The 18,202-nt window shown below is 48.3% G+C and carries 12 protein-coding genes; 8 read left to right on the top strand and 4 right to left on the bottom strand.

All coding sequences use genetic code 11. The annotated features are described in order from the left end of the window. The first annotated feature begins 121 nt into the window (after window positions 1-121). The gene (locus tag AC4G47_RS24355; protein WP_491103143.1) at window positions 122-859 is read left to right on the top strand and encodes a hypothetical protein; all 738 of its coding nucleotides are present in this window, start codon (window positions 122-124) and stop codon (window positions 857-859) included. 37 nt (window positions 860-896) lie between these two features. On the opposite strand, the gene AC4G47_RS24350 is transcribed toward AC4G47_RS24355, so the two are convergent. Both AC4G47_RS24350 and AC4G47_RS24345 read right to left on the bottom strand, forming a co-directional pair. Beyond that, a complete protein-coding gene (locus AC4G47_RS24350) occupies window positions 897-2,150 on the bottom strand; it encodes an acyltransferase (RefSeq protein ID WP_491103141.1) in 1,254 nt (417 codons plus the stop codon). 173 nt (window positions 2,151-2,323) lie between these two features. Next, window positions 2,324-3,319, bottom strand: a complete 996-nt coding sequence (locus tag AC4G47_RS24345; protein ID WP_491103140.1) for an LCP family protein — start codon at window positions 3,317-3,319, stop codon at window positions 2,324-2,326. A gap of 183 nt (window positions 3,320-3,502) precedes the next feature. Between AC4G47_RS24345 and AC4G47_RS24340 the strand changes: the two genes are divergently transcribed. From AC4G47_RS24340 to AC4G47_RS24320, 5 genes are all read left to right on the top strand, one after another. Continuing rightward, complete coding sequence (locus AC4G47_RS24340) at window positions 3,503-4,054, top strand: undecaprenyl-diphosphatase (RefSeq protein WP_491103139.1); 552 nt, start codon at window positions 3,503-3,505, stop codon at window positions 4,052-4,054. Between the two features lie 207 nt (window positions 4,055-4,261). Then, window positions 4,262-5,998 carry a methyl-accepting chemotaxis protein gene (locus tag AC4G47_RS24335; RefSeq protein ID WP_491103138.1) on the top strand — a complete coding sequence of 579 codons (1,737 nt, stop codon included), beginning with the start codon at window positions 4,262-4,264 and terminating at the stop codon, window positions 5,996-5,998. Between the two features lie 341 nt (window positions 5,999-6,339). Next, entirely contained in the window at window positions 6,340-9,333 is a 2,994-nt protein-coding gene (locus AC4G47_RS24330) for a glycoside hydrolase family 9 protein (RefSeq protein WP_491103136.1), read from the top strand. An 88-nt stretch (window positions 9,334-9,421) separates the two neighbouring features. Continuing rightward, window positions 9,422-12,697, top strand: coding sequence for a glycoside hydrolase family 48 protein (locus AC4G47_RS24325; RefSeq protein ID WP_491103134.1), 3,276 nt, complete (start codon window positions 9,422-9,424; stop codon window positions 12,695-12,697). Window positions 12,698-13,267: 570 nt separating this feature from the next. Next, a complete protein-coding gene (locus AC4G47_RS24320) occupies window positions 13,268-14,059 on the top strand; it encodes a C40 family peptidase (protein ID WP_491103133.1) in 792 nt (263 codons plus the stop codon). A gap of 119 nt (window positions 14,060-14,178) precedes the next feature. On the opposite strand, the gene AC4G47_RS24315 is transcribed toward AC4G47_RS24320, so the two are convergent. Continuing rightward, window positions 14,179-15,087 carry an ArsR/SmtB family transcription factor gene (locus tag AC4G47_RS24315; protein WP_458125594.1) on the bottom strand — a complete coding sequence of 303 codons (909 nt, stop codon included), beginning with the start codon at window positions 15,085-15,087 and terminating at the stop codon, window positions 14,179-14,181. A gap of 179 nt (window positions 15,088-15,266) precedes the next feature. Between AC4G47_RS24315 and arfA the strand changes: the two genes are divergently transcribed. Further along, window positions 15,267-16,772, top strand: coding sequence for an arabinosylfuranosidase ArfA (gene arfA / locus AC4G47_RS24310; RefSeq protein WP_491103131.1), 1,506 nt, complete (start codon window positions 15,267-15,269; stop codon window positions 16,770-16,772). An 85-nt stretch (window positions 16,773-16,857) separates the two neighbouring features. Here arfA and AC4G47_RS24305 read toward each other — a convergent pair whose 3' ends face one another. Beyond that, the gene (locus AC4G47_RS24305) at window positions 16,858-17,616 is read right to left on the bottom strand and encodes an MBL fold metallo-hydrolase (protein WP_458125596.1); all 759 of its coding nucleotides are present in this window, start codon (window positions 17,614-17,616) and stop codon (window positions 16,858-16,860) included. A 131-nt stretch (window positions 17,617-17,747) separates the two neighbouring features. On the opposite strand from AC4G47_RS24305, the gene AC4G47_RS24300 reads away from it, so the two are divergent. Continuing rightward, a complete protein-coding gene (locus AC4G47_RS24300; RefSeq protein WP_458125597.1) occupies window positions 17,748-18,179 on the top strand; it encodes an Lrp/AsnC family transcriptional regulator in 432 nt (143 codons plus the stop codon). Window positions 18,180-18,202: the final 23 nt, after the last annotated feature.

Here is an 18,202-nt window from a genome sequence, read left to right as displayed (position 1 = left end):
GATTTTTTGTGATCATTTGTGAGAAAAATGGTGACTTTTTGTATTTTATGGCATAAAAAAGTGGATTTTAGGCTCAAACTAGGAAGGCACAGGATTTCGACATCGGAAAGGCGGCAGAAAAATGCAAATGAAATGGAAAACATGGATGGCAGCCGGATTGGCAGCCGTAGTGATAACAGCAGCAACGGGGCATGTGGCATTCGCTGATCCAGCCGTTCGTGCTGAGGAACATGAGGATGAGTCTAAAGCTTCTTCCTCCGGCAGACAAGCGAAGCCATGTATGCAGGCAGGACATGGCCTGTTTATGATTGGTGAAACGGCAGATTTGCTTGGGATTGGGCTTAGGGATCTGAAAGAACAGATGGAGCTGGGTAAGACATTGTCCCAGATTGCCAAAGAGCGTAAGGGACTCAGTGAAGAACAGCTATTGCAGAAGTTAAAGCCTACACTTGCGCAGCGTCTGGATCAAGCTGTAGATGAGGGTTGTCTCACCAAGGAACAAGCAGCAGCTACGAAGGCGGATATGGATACCAAGTTGAAAAAGGTCATCCATACGCCGCTTCGTGATTTGCGGCGTGAGTTTGCCCACCATGGCAAACGTCCCATGGTAGATAAGGGCGCCATTGCCCGGTTTATTGGAGTCACACCTGCTCAACTGCACGAGCAGCTTCAGGGAGGAAAGTCCCTGGCTGAGATTGCTCAGGCAAAAGGCATTAGCGAAACGCAGCTGGTGGACAAGTTGAAGGAACAATTGACGGGTGATCTGAAGAGGTTTGTGAATCAGAAGGGCAACGCGCATCCAGCCCCAGGTCCCCAGGAGTCTGTTCCTGGAAGATCCACTTCGACTGAAGTGAAATAAAGAAGAGCGTCTCCATAAGGGGGACGCTCTTCCTGCTTCATAATGTCTCACTCGTTCCCTGACTGCGGGTGGGAACAGGTGATGGGCTTGGCTGAGGTGAATTTCTCTTGTCCGCTGTAACTAATGGATGAGGTCTGGAGCTTGGTTTTCGTATTAATCCTACCGTAAAGCGGGAGCCAGGAAGCTTGGACAGCGCCCAACTGATCGCTAGAGCCATAGCAACCGTTACGAGGAACGAGAGCAATGTTACCGGCAGATGCCATCCACTGAGTTGAAGCGGTCTGGTGACGTAAGCGATCGCGTAGATGACCAGTGCATGAACCAGATATCCGCCAAATGAGTAGCGGCCTATCCAGGATAACAGGCGCTGAAACTTCGTGTCTGTTCCTTGTATCAGTATAAGGAAACCGTAGAACATGAGCATCTGAGCCACAATGATCAGGAATGTGGTTGGCTTCAGATAGGTCGAGATATTCAGATTAACAACATCCCCGGACCCGCGCAGCACGTCGTATCCAAGCCAGATATACATCCCTATGAACAGACAGATCGTCCAGGGCAGGATCTTGGTAGTCAGGCTCCTCCAGTTATCCACTGACCAGGCACACACGGCACCCAGCAAAAAGTAGAACCAGTACATGATCCATGAATAGGATCGATATTGCAGTAACGTTGACCAAGGCTCAGACAGTGATTCTGTCCAGCCACCCATATTATAGTAGGACCATTTCATAAGCAGGGCATACAACGCTGCTGCAAAAAGAATTAAACCCATCATGATTTGCATGGGCGAGAAACGTGAGACGTTCTGGATACGTCTCTGAATGGCTTTCGCTCCTGCCAAAAACAGGGGGAACAGGATGTAAAACTGAAACACCATAATGACAAACCAGAGATGATATCCCGTCTGCGGGACAAACAGTTCACGAATAAGACTGCGAAAATCGGGTATGCCTGCAAGCCAGAACGCGGGGGTGAAGATACGGACAGCAAGCCAGTAGATCAGTGTCCATACGACAAAAGGCATATAAATATCACCAAAACGCTTCCGAATGAAGCGAGGATAGTCCGGTTTGGTACTACGATGATGGTAAAACAACATTACACCCGATAGAAATACAAACGTTGGTGTACCGAACCGGGTCAGATGATAAATCATGGTCAGCATAATGGAATCCGGTTGCTCAATATCGGCGCGATAGATATACTCAGCGATACTATGCTGCATGACGATCGCCAGAAAAGCAATGCCTCGCAGCGCGGTCCATTCCGCTATGCGCGGTTTTTTCACATGTAGTCCTCCCTCCAGGAACCGGAGTTCATCATATAAGGGTACCTGTTAAACATTAAGGCTGCATTAAATGGAGAAAATAGGTACTAAAAAAGACGGCTTCGGCCGTCTTTTCTGTTGATATATCACTCAGGCATATCTTGTTCAATCAATGCTCCGATTTCTTGCTTATTTTAGTTCAGTTCCTCTGATGATGGGGTCTCGGAGGATAAGGTATCTTCTTCAAACAGTTTCTGAATGTAGGACTGGAGTTTGGTTACATCGACACCCAGCACCTGAGCTGAGCCGGCAAGTTCATTGGTCAACAGTTTATTTGGCGGGATCTGCTGCTGGTCAACATCGCTCACATTGATATTGAAGCCCAGAGATGCCAGTTTTAACATCTGGGTTGGACTAAGGTCGGTCTCAATATAGGGAGCAACAGCTTCCAGAATATCAGGAATTTTGAATATCGAAGTGGTGTTCTGCATCTTCTTGACCAGTTCAGTCATGAATATTCGTTGCCGTTGGGTACGTGTGAAATCCGAGGTTGCATCATGCCGAAACCTTACATATTGCAAGGCGGTCTTGCCGTCCATATGCTGCAATCCTTTTTTTAAGTCAATATCGTACATATGTTTATCCGCTTTACTGGTGTAGTACATGTCTTTCTCCACGTCGATCTCAATGCCACCTACAGCATCAACGAGTGCCATGAAGCCTGTAAAGTCCGTGTAGACATAATGCTGAATGGGGATACCGAGCAGGTCACTGACGGTTTGTTTGGTCAGTTCCGCTCCCCCGAAGGAGTAAGCAGAGTTGAGTCTGCTCTTACCATGTCCGGGTATCTTCACATAGGTATCTCGCAGCACGGAGAACAGATGTGCCTTTTTGGATACCGGATCAATGGAAGCAACCAAGACGGAGTCCGAACGTCCCGCATCATCGCCTCTGGAGTCTCCACCAATCAACAGAATGTTCACCCGTTCCTGACCCTCCCACTCGGGAATTGATGTAGTCGGTGTGTCTGAATCGCTGTCTGTGCCGGAAGAGGAAGCGTTGGATGAAGTCCCGGAAGCCGTTGAGATGCTATTGGCAAAATGAACAATCGAATATCCGTAATAGACAATGACACCTGTAACTGCAAGTGCCAAGGTCAGGGCTGTACCCCATAACCATTTTTTTAGCATAATCTTCACCTTTCTATGATTGAACTGATATGTAACCCAAACTAGTTTAACAAAAAGAAAGGAAAATGTCCTCTTTGATTTCGTAACTTCGGTCAAATGGTAGAATGTTTGACAAATAGTTAGTGTATATTTATTATGTAAAAAATAATCTTGTTTTGTGTAATGGGGGTATGAAAAGGCGTTATGAATCAATCAATATTTAATTGGATTAATCAGTTTGCAGACCGAATTCCGTTTCTGGACTGGTTTATGATTACATCTTCCGAGTATGCGGTCTGGGTTATGATCGCTCTGCTCGTTATCGTATGGTTTCTCGGCGATCCATCGAAGCAGCGAATTGTTTTCTATGCCTGTGTGGCTTCCATTGTTGCGCTAGCTCTGGCCAAATGGGGGATATCACCAGCAGTGGGCCATCCAAGACCTTTTGTGGAAGGAAGCGTGCATCAGCTGGTTGCCCATGTACCTGATCCTTCTTTTCCAAGTAAGCATGCTTCCTTTGTATTTGCTCTAGCAGCTGCTTCATTCTTTATTGGACGTCGCTTCGGGTTATGGATGCTGTTGCTTGCTGTGTTGACAGGGGTGTCTCGCGTATATGTTGGTGTGCATTATCCAGGAGATATCCTGGGGGGATTCATTCTGGGTAGCCTGCTTAGTGCGGTTTTGATTACAACCCGCAATTATACCAAGTCGATCCCCGACTTCTTCATTAACATACACCGACATGTTTTCCGATAGCGTCTTAATGTAATGTCTAGTGAAGTGGTGGTAGTTTCGTTTAATGAAAGAAGTCTCTTATCTCTGGTTCTGCCAAAGATGGGAGACTTCTTTGGCGTTATATTAGAAGTTACATGAAGTTTATAGAAATTGAATTCTAACATCTACAATTCATGACGATAGGTGACGATATACTATAAATATGTATTATTTTGAGGAGTGGGACACATGGAAGACACGCGGGGGAACATATTGGGGAAATTGAAGTTAACGATTCGAGGCAAGTTACTGACTGGTTTTCTCATAGTCGTGGCTCTGTTGGTTATTGTAAGTGGCTATGCTTTAGTACAGATCCATAATATGTCTGGCAAAGCCAACGATGTGGATCAGACCTGGATGCCGAGTGTAAGTCTGCTGGGTCAGATGAATGGCGATATTTCTGATGTAGAGCGCTTGGCACTGGCCATCATCGTTGAACAGAACAAAGATGAAACAGCCAAGTTAAATGAAGCGTTACAGCTACTGCTTACGAAGATTGAAGATGAACGTAAACAGTTGCTAACGTTCATTGAGAGCAATGATGAAGCGATGAAGCTCTACAATGATTTCAGTACGAATTATGATGCTTATGTGGCGAAAATGCCGGCATTTATCGAATTTGGTTTGAACAACAATTATGATGAGTCCAGTCGTTTACACACGGAGGCTTATCCAATGTGGTACACGGCAAACGATTCGATCGCCAAGTTAATTACCCTGGGTAATGAAGGATCGGACGCGGCAACGAATGAATCTGTTGAGGTGGCCGAAAATACATTTAATGTAATTTTGGCTGTGACGATTTTTGCATTCCTGATCGCAGTGTTCATTGCATTCTTCATTGCAAGCATCATCTCACGTCCAATCAAGAAGATGAATGAAGCAGCCATGGCGATTGCCAATGGAGATCTGACGGGTGAGACGATTGTACTGAAGAACAAGGACGAACTGGGAACACTGGCAACTTCTTTCAATATCATGAGTGGCAATCTACGCGCGATGATTCAATCTGTAGCGGTGACTTCTGAGCAAGTAGCGGCTTCATCGGAAGAACTTCTTGCAAGTGCAGAGCAAAATACTCAAGCCTCGGAACAGATCTCTGAAACGGTAGAGGAATTGGCTGTGGGCACGTCGGATCAGGTTGATATTGTGAAGCGTTCTTCACAAGCGATGAATGAGATGGCTCTTGGATCAGAACAGATCGCCGAGCTTGCTCAGAGTGTATCGGTATCGGCTGTAGATGCGGCGAATCAATCTTCTGAAGGAAACATGATTATTCAACAAGCGGTTGAACAGATGGGTTCTGTTCGCAATTCCATTGCTTCGCTGACAGAGCTGGTTACAGGGCTGGGGGAACGTTCAGCAGAGATTGGCACGATTACCGAGGTGATCAATAACATTGCCCGGCAGACCAATCTGCTTGCACTGAATGCAGCCATTGAAGCCGCACGAGCGGGAGAGCATGGACGTGGTTTCGCCGTAGTTGCGGGAGAAGTACGGAAGCTGGCCGAGGAATCTTCCACATCTGCGCAAAGAATTACGGATCTCGTTCAATTGATTCAGAAAGATACGGATCATGCTGTTCAGGCTGTCAAAGTGAACAGCAGTGAGACGGAAGCGGGAATCGAGATGGTTACAGCGGCAGGACAAGCGTTCGAGCAGATCTCGGATGCGGTCAACAAAGTAGCGGGTGAGATTCAGGAAGTATCTGCAGGCTCAGAAGAAATGTCTGCGAGTACAACTGAGGTTGTAGGATATGTGAGTCAGATCTCCAACATTGCCGGAGAAGCAGCAGGCGGAGTGCATAATGTATCTGCTGCAACTGAGCAGCAGCTGGCTTCGATGGAAGAGATTGCATCATCCGCAGGTTCGTTATCCAAGATGGCGGAAGAATTGCAGGAGCAAATTAACAAATTCAAAGTGTAACCAATAAGATGACCTGACACCTTGTGATGTGCAGAAACACAGGCTGGATGGTCAGAAATGCCATTCGGGTTGTGGTATTGGTTACAGCCCAATCAAGAAGCTGTTTCTCTAACGCGCATTATGCGTCAGAGGAACAGCTTTTTTTGTCGCATGATGCCGAGCAGGTCACAACAATGTTATTTTAGAAGTCACCAACGCTTATATTGCAAGTTAAACAAACGACTATAATGGTAATTAATGGTGGAAGTTACACGGAGTTACACCATGGGAAGGAGCGGTTCAATTCGCAGTCCAGAGGAATGCATACGAAACACTCATGCAGAGGAGATGAATAGTTAATCATGAAGGGGAGCTGGTGGAGACGAATCGCCATGATCGCGTTATCGACAGGACTACTGGCAGGGAGTTTATCGATGGGTACAGGACTTCGTAAGGCGGATGCGGCCGCCGGAAACCAGAACTATGCTGAAGCACTGCAAAAGGCCATCTATTTCTATGAGGCGCAGCGTTCGGGTCCATTGCCAGAGAGCAACAGGGTCGAATGGCGTGGCGATTCGGGTATGCAGGATGGGGCTGATGTAGGTGTTGATCTGACCGGGGGATGGTATGATGCCGGAGATCATGTGAAATTTGGATTACCCATGGCTTATTCTGCTACCATGCTTGCCTGGTCCGTCGTGGAATACCGCGAAGGGTATGAGCAGGCAGGACAGCTGGAAGAGATTAAGGATAATATCAAATGGGCCACAGACTATTTTATGAAAGCGCATACGAAACCAAATGAATTATGGGGACAAGTCGGAGCCGGGAATGTGGATCATGCCTGGTGGGGCCCGGCTGAAGTGATGCAGATGAACCGTCCTGCCTTCAAGATTGATGCTTCTTGTCCAGGCAGCGACCTGGCGGGAGAAACTGCTGCATCACTGGCAGCTGCCTCCATTGTATTTGCCGATGATGATCCAGTGTATTCAGCGAAGCTGCTTCAACATGCAAAGGAACTGTATCACTTTGCAGATACATATCGGGGGAAGTACTCCGATTGTATCACCGATGCACAATCGTTCTACAACTCGTGGTCCGGATACTATGATGAGCTGGCATGGGGTGGGGCATGGCTTTATTTAGCTACTAATGACAGCGCTTACTTGTCCAAAGCCATTGCGGCCACCAATCAGTGGTCTTCCAGTGGAGGTGCTGCCAATTGGCCATATACCTGGACACAAGGCTGGGATAACAAAAATTATGGTGCCCAGATTTTGCTGGCGCGTATTACGTCCAGTCTGAACATGCCGGAAGCCGCCAGGTTTATTCAATCTACCGAGCGTAACCTGGATTATTGGTCTGTTGGGACGAATGGACAGAGAGTCAGATACACACCGGGAGGTCTGGCGTGGCTGGATCAATGGGGCTCGCTCCGATATGCAGCGAATGCGTCGTTTATCTCGTTTGTGTATTCCGATTGGGTCAGTGACCCTGTGAAAAAAGCAAGATATCAGGATTTTGCCGTCTCACAAATGAACTACATTCTGGGCGATAACCCGCGTCAGAGCAGTTATGTGGTCGGATACGGGCAAAATGCACCCCAACATCCGCATCATCGGACCGCTCACGGCTCATGGCTGAATAGTGAAGATATCCCGGCTAACCATCGCCACATTCTGTACGGCGCCATGGTTGGTGGACCAGACGCATCGGATGGCTATACCGATGATATCGGAGATTACGTGAGCAATGAGGTGGCAACCGATTACAATGCTGGCTTTACAGGTGCACTGGCGAAGATGAATCTGCTGTATGGTCAGAATCATCAGCCCCTTTCGAACTTTCCTGCACCTGAGGTGAAGGGTGATGAGTTCTTTGTTGAGGCTGCCATCAAATCATCCGGTTCCAATTATACGGAAATCAGGGCACAACTGAATAATCGTTCTGCTTGGCCTGCCCGAATGGGGGATCAATTGTCCTTCAGGTATTTCCTTGATCTGAGTGAAGTGTATGCTGCCGGACGTACTGTCTCGGACGTGCAAGTTACGACCTCCTATACGGAAGGAGCGACAGTGTCCCAACCGGTTGTGGTGAATGCAGCCGAGCATATCTATGCGATTACTGCAAATTTCAGCAATAAGAAGATTTATCCGGGTGGGGAAGGGAATTATCGCAAAGAAGTACAGTTCCGCATTACAGGCCCACAGGGCGCATGGAATGCAAGCAATGATCACTCGTTCCAGACGCTGACCACAGGCAATCCTGTGAAGAGCCCGTACCTTCCAGTCTATGATGCAGGGGTGAAGGTGTATGGACAGGAGCCTGGTGTTACACCAGTCACGGTTCCAGGCGTACCTGCTGGTGTGCAGGCTGTGGCCGGAAACAATCAGGTTAACCTGAGCTGGGTAGCTGTATCCGGAGCCGAATCATACACGGTGAAGCGTTCCGAGGTGAGCGGAGGACCGTATACATCTGTCGCGACGGGTGTTAATGGAGTGACCTATACGAACACGGGACTTGTGAATGGCAAGACCTATTATTATGTAGTGACTGCTGTGAATTCAGCCGGGGAGTCGGCAGGTTCTGTGCAGGTGTCGGCTACGCCGCAAGCAGCAACGACAGTTCCGGGGGCACTGACTTTAAGTGGGACAGCTGGCAATGCGCAGTCGATCCTCAACTGGACAGCAGCTTCGGGCGCTACTAGCTACAAGGTGCAACGTTCGGTTGCGGGCGGAGCATATGTGGATGTGGCAACCGGATTGTCTGTGCTGACTTATATGGATACAACAGCTGTGAATGGCACCACGTACAATTACCGGATTGCAGCAGTAAATGCGAATGGACAGACACTTTCCAACGTCCTGGCCCTGACGCCTTCTGCACCTCCAGTGACTACCGGTACACTTGAAGTACAGTACCGCAGTGTAGGGTCCGGTAATTCGAGTAATGCGGTAACCCCGCAGTTCAACGTGAAGAATACGGGAACACAGGCGATTGATCTCAGTACCGTGAAGATCCGGTATTACTTCACCAAGGATGGTACGGAGAATATGACCTTCTGGTGCGATTATGCCCAGGTTGGCGCAGCTAATATAGAAGGGATATTTGGTACAGTAAATCCGGCGAAGGGTACAGCTGACACGTATTTGGAGATTAGCTTCAAGTCTGGAGCGGGCAGTTTGGCCGCTGGAGCAGAGACCGGCGTGATCCAGGGACGCTTTTCCAAAACGAATTGGAGCAATTTCGATCAAAGTAACGACTATTCCTATGACGCATCCAAGACGGCTCTTGCAACTTGGAACAAGGTAACCGGGTATCAGGGAAACACCAAAGTATGGGGCTTGGAGCCGTAACTGACTGAATGTCAGAAGTCGAAAAATCAGCATGGGCAGACCAACAGACTTATATTCAATTTCCACTATTTCAGGGAGGTATATATCAATGTTGAAATCAGCTGCGAAGAAAAGTTTAACAGCCATGCTGGCGGGAACCGTCATGTTGACCGGATACACCGGTCTCTGGGCAGGACCGCAAACGGCACATGCCGCAGATCAAGCCATCGAGATTCAGTCAGACAGCATGAATGAAGCCCGTTTTTTGCAATTGTATGATCAGTTGAAAGATCCGGCGAACGGATACTTTTCTCCAGAGGGCATTCCGTATCATTCCATTGAAACACTGCTCAGCGAGGCCCCGGATCATGGGCATATGACGACTTCAGAGGCGTACAGTTACTGGTTATGGCTGGAGACCATGTATGGGCACTATACGGGGGATTGGTCCCAATTGGAAGCGGCATGGGACAGTATGGAAAAGTATATTATTCCGGTCAATGAAGGCGATGGCAATGAAGAGCAGCCTACCATGAGTTCTTACAATCCGAATAGCCCTGCTACGTATGCAGCGGAAAAACCGTTCCCGGATCAATATCCTTCGGCGATTAATGGACAATATGCGGCAGGAAAGGACCCGCTTGATGCGGAATTCAAGGCTGCTTATGGCAACAATCAGACCTATTTGATGCACTGGTTACTCGATGTGGATAACTGGTACGGATATGGAAACCTGTTGAATCCATCCCATACTGCTGCCTATGTGAATACGTTCCAGCGTGGGGAGCAGGAGTCCGTGTGGGAAGCCATCCCGCATCCGTCACAGGATAATAAAACATTTGGGAAACCGAACGAAGGATTCATGAGCCTGTTTACGAAAGAAACGCAGGCACCATCAGCGCAGTGGCGTTACACGAACGCAACCGATGCCGATGCACGTGCAGTACAGGTACTGTATTGGGCGAAGGAGATGGGATACACGAATACGGCGTATCTGGATAAGGCGAAGAAGATGGGTGACTATCTGCGGTATGGGATGCATGATAAGTACTTCCAGAAGATCGGAAGTGCGAAGAATGGTACACCAACTCCGGGTACAGGCAAGGATTCCAACATGTATCTCATGGCCTGGTATACGTCATGGGGCGGTGGCTTGGGTCAAGGTGGGGATTGGGCGTGGCGGATTGGTGCGAGTCATACCCATCAGGCATATCAGAATCCGGTCGCAGCATATGCACTCTCTGATCCCGCAGGTGGCTTGATTCCGAAATCAGCTACAGCCAAGGCAGACTGGAATGCATCACTGAAGCGTCAATTGGAGTTCTACACATGGTTGCAATCCCATGAAGGAGCGATCGGCGGAGGTGCAACGAACAGTCTGGATGGTTCATACAAAGCTTATCCGGCTGGGGTAAGCACATTCTATGACATGGCTTATCAGGAGGCGCCGGTGTATCGTGATCCGGATTCCAACACCTGGTTTGGATTCCAGGCATGGTCGCTGGAACGTGTAGCCGAGATGTATTATATTCTCGCCGAGAGCGGAGACCTGAGTTCCGAGAACTTCCAGATGGCCAAAAAAGTCATTACGAAATGGATCGACTGGTCCAAGGATTATGTATTTGTGGATGAGCGCCCGGTGACGGATGCCCAAGGGTATTATCTGAACGCGGCAGGTCAACGTATTCTTGGCGGTACCAATGCCCAGGTAGCAACAACTTCAGCTCCAGGAGAGTTCTGGATTCCGGGCAGTCAGGAGTGGCAAGGTCAACCGGACAAATGGAATGGTTTCAGTTCCTTTACGGAAAATCCGAACTTCCGTGTGGTAACGAAAGATCCTGCGCAGGATACCGGGGTACTCGGAAGTTACATTAAGGCACTGACGTTCTTTGCCGCAGGAACCCAGGCCGAGAATGGAACGCTTAGTGCCAAAGGACAGGAAGCAAAAGATCTGGCAGAGAGATTGCTGGATACGGCTTGGGAGTACAATGATGGCGTGGGGATTGTAACGGAAGAAGTACGTAAAGACTACTTCCGCTACTTCGCGAAGGAGATCTACATTCCGGCGAACTGGTCCGGAACCTTCGGTCAGGGCAACACGATTCCAGGTACAGCAGGTGTTCCTTCCGATCCGGCGAAAGGCGGCAATGGCGTATACATTGGATACTCCGACCTGCGTCCGGCCATCAAGCAAGATCCGGCATGGGCTTACCTGGATAATCTGTACAAAACGTCGTATAATCCGACAACGAAAACGTGGGAAAATGGTGCTCCAACCTTTACGTATCACCGTTTCTGGTCACAGGTGGATATGGCTACAGCTTATGGAGAGTATGATCGTCTCCTCGGAGATTCCGATAGTCCGGAAGTGGAAGTACCCGCTGCTCCTGCTGGCGTGACAGCAACCGGAGGAAGCGAGCAAGTGGTTCTGAATTGGAACGCAGCTGCTGGTGCAGCCTCGTATACCGTGAAACGTGCAGAAGTGAACGGTGGTCCTTATACGTCTGTAGCGACAGGGGTCACAGGATCGACATTTACGGATACGGGCTTGACCAACGGTACAACGTATTATTATGTCATTACTGCAGTGAATGCCGCAGGGGAGTCCGCACCGTCGACACAGGCCTCTGCAGTACCGATGGCAGGTATCGTTGTGCCAGGCGTACTCACCCTTTCAGGAACGGCTGGCAATGCTCAGGCGGTACTGACATGGACAGCATCGACTGGAGCAGCAAGTTATAAGGTACAGCGTTCAGTGGGCAGCGGGGCATATGCTGATCTGGCAACAGATTTGACTGCACTGACCTATACCGATGCTACGGCGGTGAATGGTACGGCTTATAATTACAGAGTCGTGGCGATTAATCCGAGTGGTCAGACGATCTCCAATGTATTGGTACTGACACCATTGGCCCCTCCAGTCACAACGGGCACGCTTGAAGTGCAGTATCGCAGTGGTGGCTCAGGAACTTCGGGCAATGCGATTACTCCGCAGTTCAATGTGAAGAATACAGGTACAACGGCTGTGGACTTGAGCAAAGTGAAGATCCGGTATTATTTCACGAAAGACAGTGCCGCTGATCTGACCTTCTGGTGTGATTATGCACAGATTGGCAGCGGTAATGTGGAAGGGCAGTTTGTTTCTCTAGATCCAGCCAAGGGCACGGCAGATACGTATCTGGAGATTGGATTCACACCGGGTGCTGGCAGCTTGGCTGCGGGTGCCGAGACCGGAGTCATCCAGGGACGTTTCTCCAAAAACAACTGGACTACTTTTGACCAAACGAACGATTATTCCTTTGATTCCACCAAAACGGACTTCAGTGCCTGGACTAAAGTGACAGCGTATCAGGATGGCGCCAAGGTATGGGGAATTGAACCTTAAACAGCTGTTCGAGCTGTAGGGTAATGATATTAATGATGCAGGATAAGCCGGGGAGAAACCCCTGGCTTGTTCTTTTTTTGATGAAAATGCTTCAAATTTGAATGATTCTGACCGAAAAATATAACTTCATCAAGCAACAATGAAATTCGAAATAATGTACCGGACACCGTTGGCAAATCGATCAGTATCGAGGGTGGAAGCAAAAATGTGAATACGGGGAACCGTAATCGGTAAATGAACCATAGTAATGTTTACCATATTTGCGATTATAAACATTAAAACCTAGGTCATATGACGCATGTCCTGAATGAGAAACGACCTAGCTCTTGTATCGTGGAAAAATGAAGTATATCAAATAGTTACAATAATTTAACCTTTGAAAAAGAAGGAATCAGCAGTGAATTTTGCCAGTAGATGATGGACAGACCCTGATACTTAGTGCTCAAGTGTGCCTATATCAATACAGGACTTTCGACTGATGAACGTTATGGATAGCCCGTTTACAATGGGGCAAGCCGGGGAGAACCAAGCCAGGTTAAAATTCTGTAACATCAGGGGGAACTCGACATCATGAACTGGAAGAAAACCATTATTACGGCAAGTGTCACAGCAACGATGCTGATGGGAAGTCTGACGACAGGAGCACTAACGGCACAGGTATCAGCAGCTGCTGTTGACAATTCACAAGTAAAAGTAATTTGGGGCGTAAACCTTCGCACATCACCTGCTTCTTCTGCGAAGATTGTTCGTATGGTCGCTAAAGGGGAAACAGTAACGGTGCTTCAGCAATCCGGTTCGAATTGGTATAAAATTAAGGATTCTGCTAATCGGACAGGCTACATATCTTCTTCATCCAAATACACACAAGCGGTTAGTGGCAGCACAAGTGGATCAGGTTCGAGTGGTACAACGGTAACCGGTAATGCGGCTGTGGAGAAAGTGATTGCTGCAGGGATGAAATATTGGGGTACACCTTATGAATTCGGAGCCAGTCGTAGCAGCACAGCGACGTTTGACTGTTCCAGCTTTGTACGTCAGGCCTTCATCGATGCACTTGGCATCAAGCTTCCAGCGGATTCCCGCAAACAGGGAGCCTATGTAAAAGCAAAGGGTACGGTTCAGACGAATTGGAAAAACCTGAAACGTGGCGATCTGATGTATTTCATGTCTTATAAAGGCAGCTCGGCATCATCGTATTCGGGCGTTAATAAATCTAGCGCAACCATTACTCATACAGGGATTTACCTGGGTGACGGAAAAGTATTACACACATATTCCAACGCTGGCGGTGGTGTAACGACTAGTGATATCTCCGGCAAACACTGGGAGTATCGATTCCTGTTTGGTGGCAGTGCACTGTAGGTATAACAAAAACCTTCTAAGATATTCTGCACATGTTCCTATGCATAATTAAACACCTTCCATTTGCCTTTAAAAGGCGAGTGGAAGGTGTTTTTGTGTAATGTATTATTCCGATGGACTCAATCCTGATAGTACAGTCGGAATAGAATATCCTGATTGTAATTGCCGAATCCCTCACCGTATAAGGTAAGGCCGCCTACATGCTGAGCATCTTCCTCTACCGAGAGACGAAGGGTCCATTGGTTACGTTCCACCGGGATATCTGCAAGTGTAATTTTGGATAGATGTTGTCCATCAATAAACGTACCTTCATTCGTAATTCGCAGTACCTTGAGCATACCATATTGATTGACACTGTCACTCCACCATTCCGGGGTGAACATGCCGCGTCCGTTGCCTGAATCCCCAGGGCTTGTCCATTCCCCCAATCGGATGCCATTAAGCATAAATGTAATATCCGAGGGCCAATTCGGATTCACCGAAGGGGCTTCTGATCCGATCTCCAGGGACAATTCAATGGCATTGATCTGCTGTCCGGACAAGATATAGTTTGGAATTTTGTACTCCACAAATCCACGGCCAAACCACAGGATATGGGCATGCATCCGCTCGGGGTCGAGAAAATAACGAGGGTCATCGTACTGGCCAATGACCTGAGTGGATGTAGCCAGACCGCATGTCGGATAGACGTCAAAGTGAGTATAGTGTCCCACAGGGACGGAAACCTCGTGCAGCTTGCGGGCTGTCCCGCTTTCCTGGGGCATGGAGATGCCAATCCAATCTACAGCAAGACTGTTCATTTTATGGGTGCCGCCGTCTTTACGTATCATTTTGGACTGAATAATGCCCACATCCTGAAGTTTGCGGACATGCATGGTCACGATGGCACTACTCAGACCCAGTGAAGCAGCGAGGTCCTTCACATTCATGGGTGTCTCTGCAACCAGGCGGATGATCTGTAAACGAACTTCACTGGCGAGTGCTTCATATAGGGGTAGCCATTCGGCATCGGTATTTGCTCTGATCACAATTGTTCCTCCAATTTTCGCGTATAGAATTAAGTTAAACATAAATCCAGTGAAAATAATAACATTTTGCAAAATTCCTGTTGAAATTAAGGCTATAATCGATTTTAATATAAATATGAACGTTGATCCATAGAATATCAATTAATTTTTATATTAATCTTAGGGAGTTGAAATTCATTATGGAAAAGGCAAAAATGACGGTAGACAAGGATTTTACAATTGGCGTAATTGATAAGCGTTTATACGGTTCATTCATTGAGCATCTCGGACGTGCCGTGTACGGTGGAATATATGAGCCTGGACACCCATCTGCGAACGAACAGGGTTTTCGCACGGATGTGCTGGAGATGGTGAAGGAGCTGCAAGTGCCGATTGTACGTTACCCTGGGGGTAATTTTGTATCCGGTTACAATTGGGAAGATTCGGTTGGACCCGTGTCTGAACGCAAACGCAGACTTGAACTGGCCTGGAGAACGATTGAGACCAATGAATTTGGCTTCAACGAATTCGTGGATTGGGCAAAACAGGCCAATTCCGAAGTGATGATGGCGGTCAATCTGGGAACACGGGGTACAGATGCAGCTCGCAACATTGTAGAATACAGCAACCATCCGGAAGGTTCGTACTATAGTGATCTTCGAATCAAACATGGTTACAAAGAGCCTCATGCGATCAAAACATGGTGTCTGGGCAATGAGATGGATGGTCCTTGGCAGATCGGTCACAAAACGGCAGAAGAGTATGGACGGTTAGCGGTTGAAGCGGCAAAAGTCATGAAGTGGACGGACCCGACGATTGAGCTGGTAGCCTGTGGAAGTTCGAACCTGAATATGCCATCGTTCCCGGAATGGGAAGCGACGGTGCTGGATCATACGTATGATCACGTGGAGTATCTGTCCCTGCATCAATACTACGGCAACCAGGAGCAAGATACGCCAACGTTCCTCGCACGCTCGCTTGAAATGGATCGTTTTATCGATACGGTGAAGGCGACCTGTGATTATATCAAAGCGAAGAAGCGCAGCAAGAAGACGATGTATCTGTCCTTTGACGAGTGGAATGTATGGTATCACTCTAACGAAAATGATTCGAAGATGGACCCATGGCAGATTGCTCCGCCACAGCTTGAGGATATCTACAATCATGAGGATGCACTGCTTGTCGGCTGTATGCTTATCAGTATGCTGAAACATGCGGATCGGGTCAAAATGGCATGTCTGGCACAGCTCGTTAACGTGATTGCACCGATCATGACAGATACGGGCGGTGGTTCATGGAGACAGACGATCTTCTATCCATTCATGCATACGTCTCTCTTCGGACGCGGAACAGCATTGGTGCCATTGATCCAGTCTCCGAAATACGATACAAAACAAATCACAGATGTTCCTTATCTGGAAGCTATTGCAGTGCATAACGAAGAGCGGGGTGAAGTGACTGTATTCGCAGTCAACCGCCATCTGGAAGAATCCCTTCCGCTCGAAGTGGACCTGCGCAGCTTCGGGAAGTGTACTGTGATCGAGCATATTGTGCTGGAAAGTGATGATCTCAAAGCATCTAATACGGCAGCACAACCGAACCGTGTCGCTCCTCATAATCGTGGGGGTGCAGTCATATCCGATACCCTGATTACGGCGAGCTTGGCAAAAGCATCATGGAACGTGATCCGTTTGAAAGTACTGTAATGGATCAGCGTGCTTCTTGAATCGAAAAAAGCTGGGTGCGAGTTCATCGCATCCAGCTTTTTTTCGTCATGTGCTACGGTCTCACTTACGCTTTAAACTCAAAACTTTCGCCATCGTGCGGAATGAGTACCTGACCGTCCAACTGCTCGGATGCCAGATAAGTGGCGAGATCCGTACGGGACACCACACAATGGTTAATCGCATCCATGTGCACAGCGATGACATGAGCAGATGGTGCATGACGCTTCACGGCTGCAACGTCTGGCCCGTCCATTGTAATGGGATCACCCTCTACAAAGCGAGCTCCTCCGGCGTTTAGGACAATGACTTCAGGGCTATATTGGCGAATAGCCTCGGCGGGTTCTTCACACCAGATGGTATCCCCGGCAATGTACGTGGCAGGTTCCCCATTTGCTTCGAGTACAAAGCCGGACACCTTGCCCATACGTTCGCCGATTTCACCCGTACCATGACGCCCGGAAGTACGGGCGAATCGGACAGAGTGATGCTCATGCTTCTCATCTACAGCTGTTACATCCGTGAAGCCAGCCTCCAGAAATACATTCTCGTCCCCAGGCTGGCAGATCAGAGGGATGTCCTTGCGAAATTGCTTCGCTGAGGCTTCATCCCAGTGGTCCAGATGGGTGTGTGTGATAATCAACAGATCCGGATTCAGATAATCCGTTTCGATTTCAGGCAGACCGACTCTCGGATTACGTAGCTCATTCGGTGTGTTTGGAAATGCAGGCATGACCTCAGCGTCCATCAACATCGGATCAACGAGGATGTTCAGCCCTCCGAATTCCAGCCAGAGTGTAGCATGGCGAATCAATTGAATTTTCATTATATTTGCACTCCTTCAGGTTCTTTAATAGTATTACCCTATATGGTATACAACCCGTTTAATGTCGTACATAACATGATGAATGGAAACAGGTTGCACTAATTTCACGGTGAAAGGATTGCTAAAGCGAAATGAATGAAACGATAGATAACACAGATATACGCATTCTGCAGATCCTGATCCGGGATGCCAAGCGTTCTCACAAAGAGATTGGTGAAGAGGTGCATCTTACAGGGCAGGCTGTCGGTGCAAGAGTGCGCAAGTTGCAAGATCTGGGTGTAATCGAAGGGTATACGGTAAAATGGAACCCGGAACGTCTAGGCCTCGGCCTACAGGCCTTTGTCACGGTTTTTTTGAACTCCGGCCACAGACATGCCGCCTTTCGTGCATTTACTGCCGAACGTGAGGACATCGTTGAAGTCCATCGCGTCAGCGGAGAAGGCTGCTACCTGATGCGAGTGCAGACCGGCACCACAGAGCAGCTGGGCCAACTGCTGGAAGCGTTGCTGCCTTACGGCAATTACAAAGTCAGCCTGTCCATAGGTGTAGAGAAATCACAGTGATGTGTGGGAAGCTTGTCCTCATC

It is taken from the genome of Paenibacillus sp. Negev47 (assembly GCF_058313655.1).
The sequence above is the reverse complement of the archived record's forward strand: the minus strand, read 5'-3'. Positions and strand labels throughout refer to the sequence as shown.

Coding starts and splice junctions, on each gene's coding strand:
- arfA (WP_491103131.1), top strand. CDS start 15,267: ATGGAAAAGGCAAAAATGACGGTAGACAAGGATTTTACAATTGGCGTA.
- AC4G47_RS24335 (WP_491103138.1), top strand. CDS start 4,262: ATGGAAGACACGCGGGGGAACATATTGGGGAAATTGAAGTTAACGATT.
- AC4G47_RS24325 (WP_491103134.1), top strand. CDS start 9,422: ATGTTGAAATCAGCTGCGAAGAAAAGTTTAACAGCCATGCTGGCGGGA.
- AC4G47_RS24300 (WP_458125597.1), top strand. CDS start 17,748: ATGAATGAAACGATAGATAACACAGATATACGCATTCTGCAGATCCTG.
- AC4G47_RS24355 (WP_491103143.1), top strand. CDS start 122: ATGCAAATGAAATGGAAAACATGGATGGCAGCCGGATTGGCAGCCGTA.
- AC4G47_RS24340 (WP_491103139.1), top strand. CDS start 3,503: ATGAATCAATCAATATTTAATTGGATTAATCAGTTTGCAGACCGAATT.
- AC4G47_RS24345 (WP_491103140.1), bottom strand. CDS start 3,319: ATGCTAAAAAAATGGTTATGGGGTACAGCCCTGACCTTGGCACTTGCA.
- AC4G47_RS24305 (WP_458125596.1), bottom strand. CDS start 17,616: ATGAAAATTCAATTGATTCGCCATGCTACACTCTGGCTGGAATTCGGA.
- AC4G47_RS24320 (WP_491103133.1), top strand. CDS start 13,268: ATGAACTGGAAGAAAACCATTATTACGGCAAGTGTCACAGCAACGATG.
- AC4G47_RS24330 (WP_491103136.1), top strand. CDS start 6,340: ATGAAGGGGAGCTGGTGGAGACGAATCGCCATGATCGCGTTATCGACA.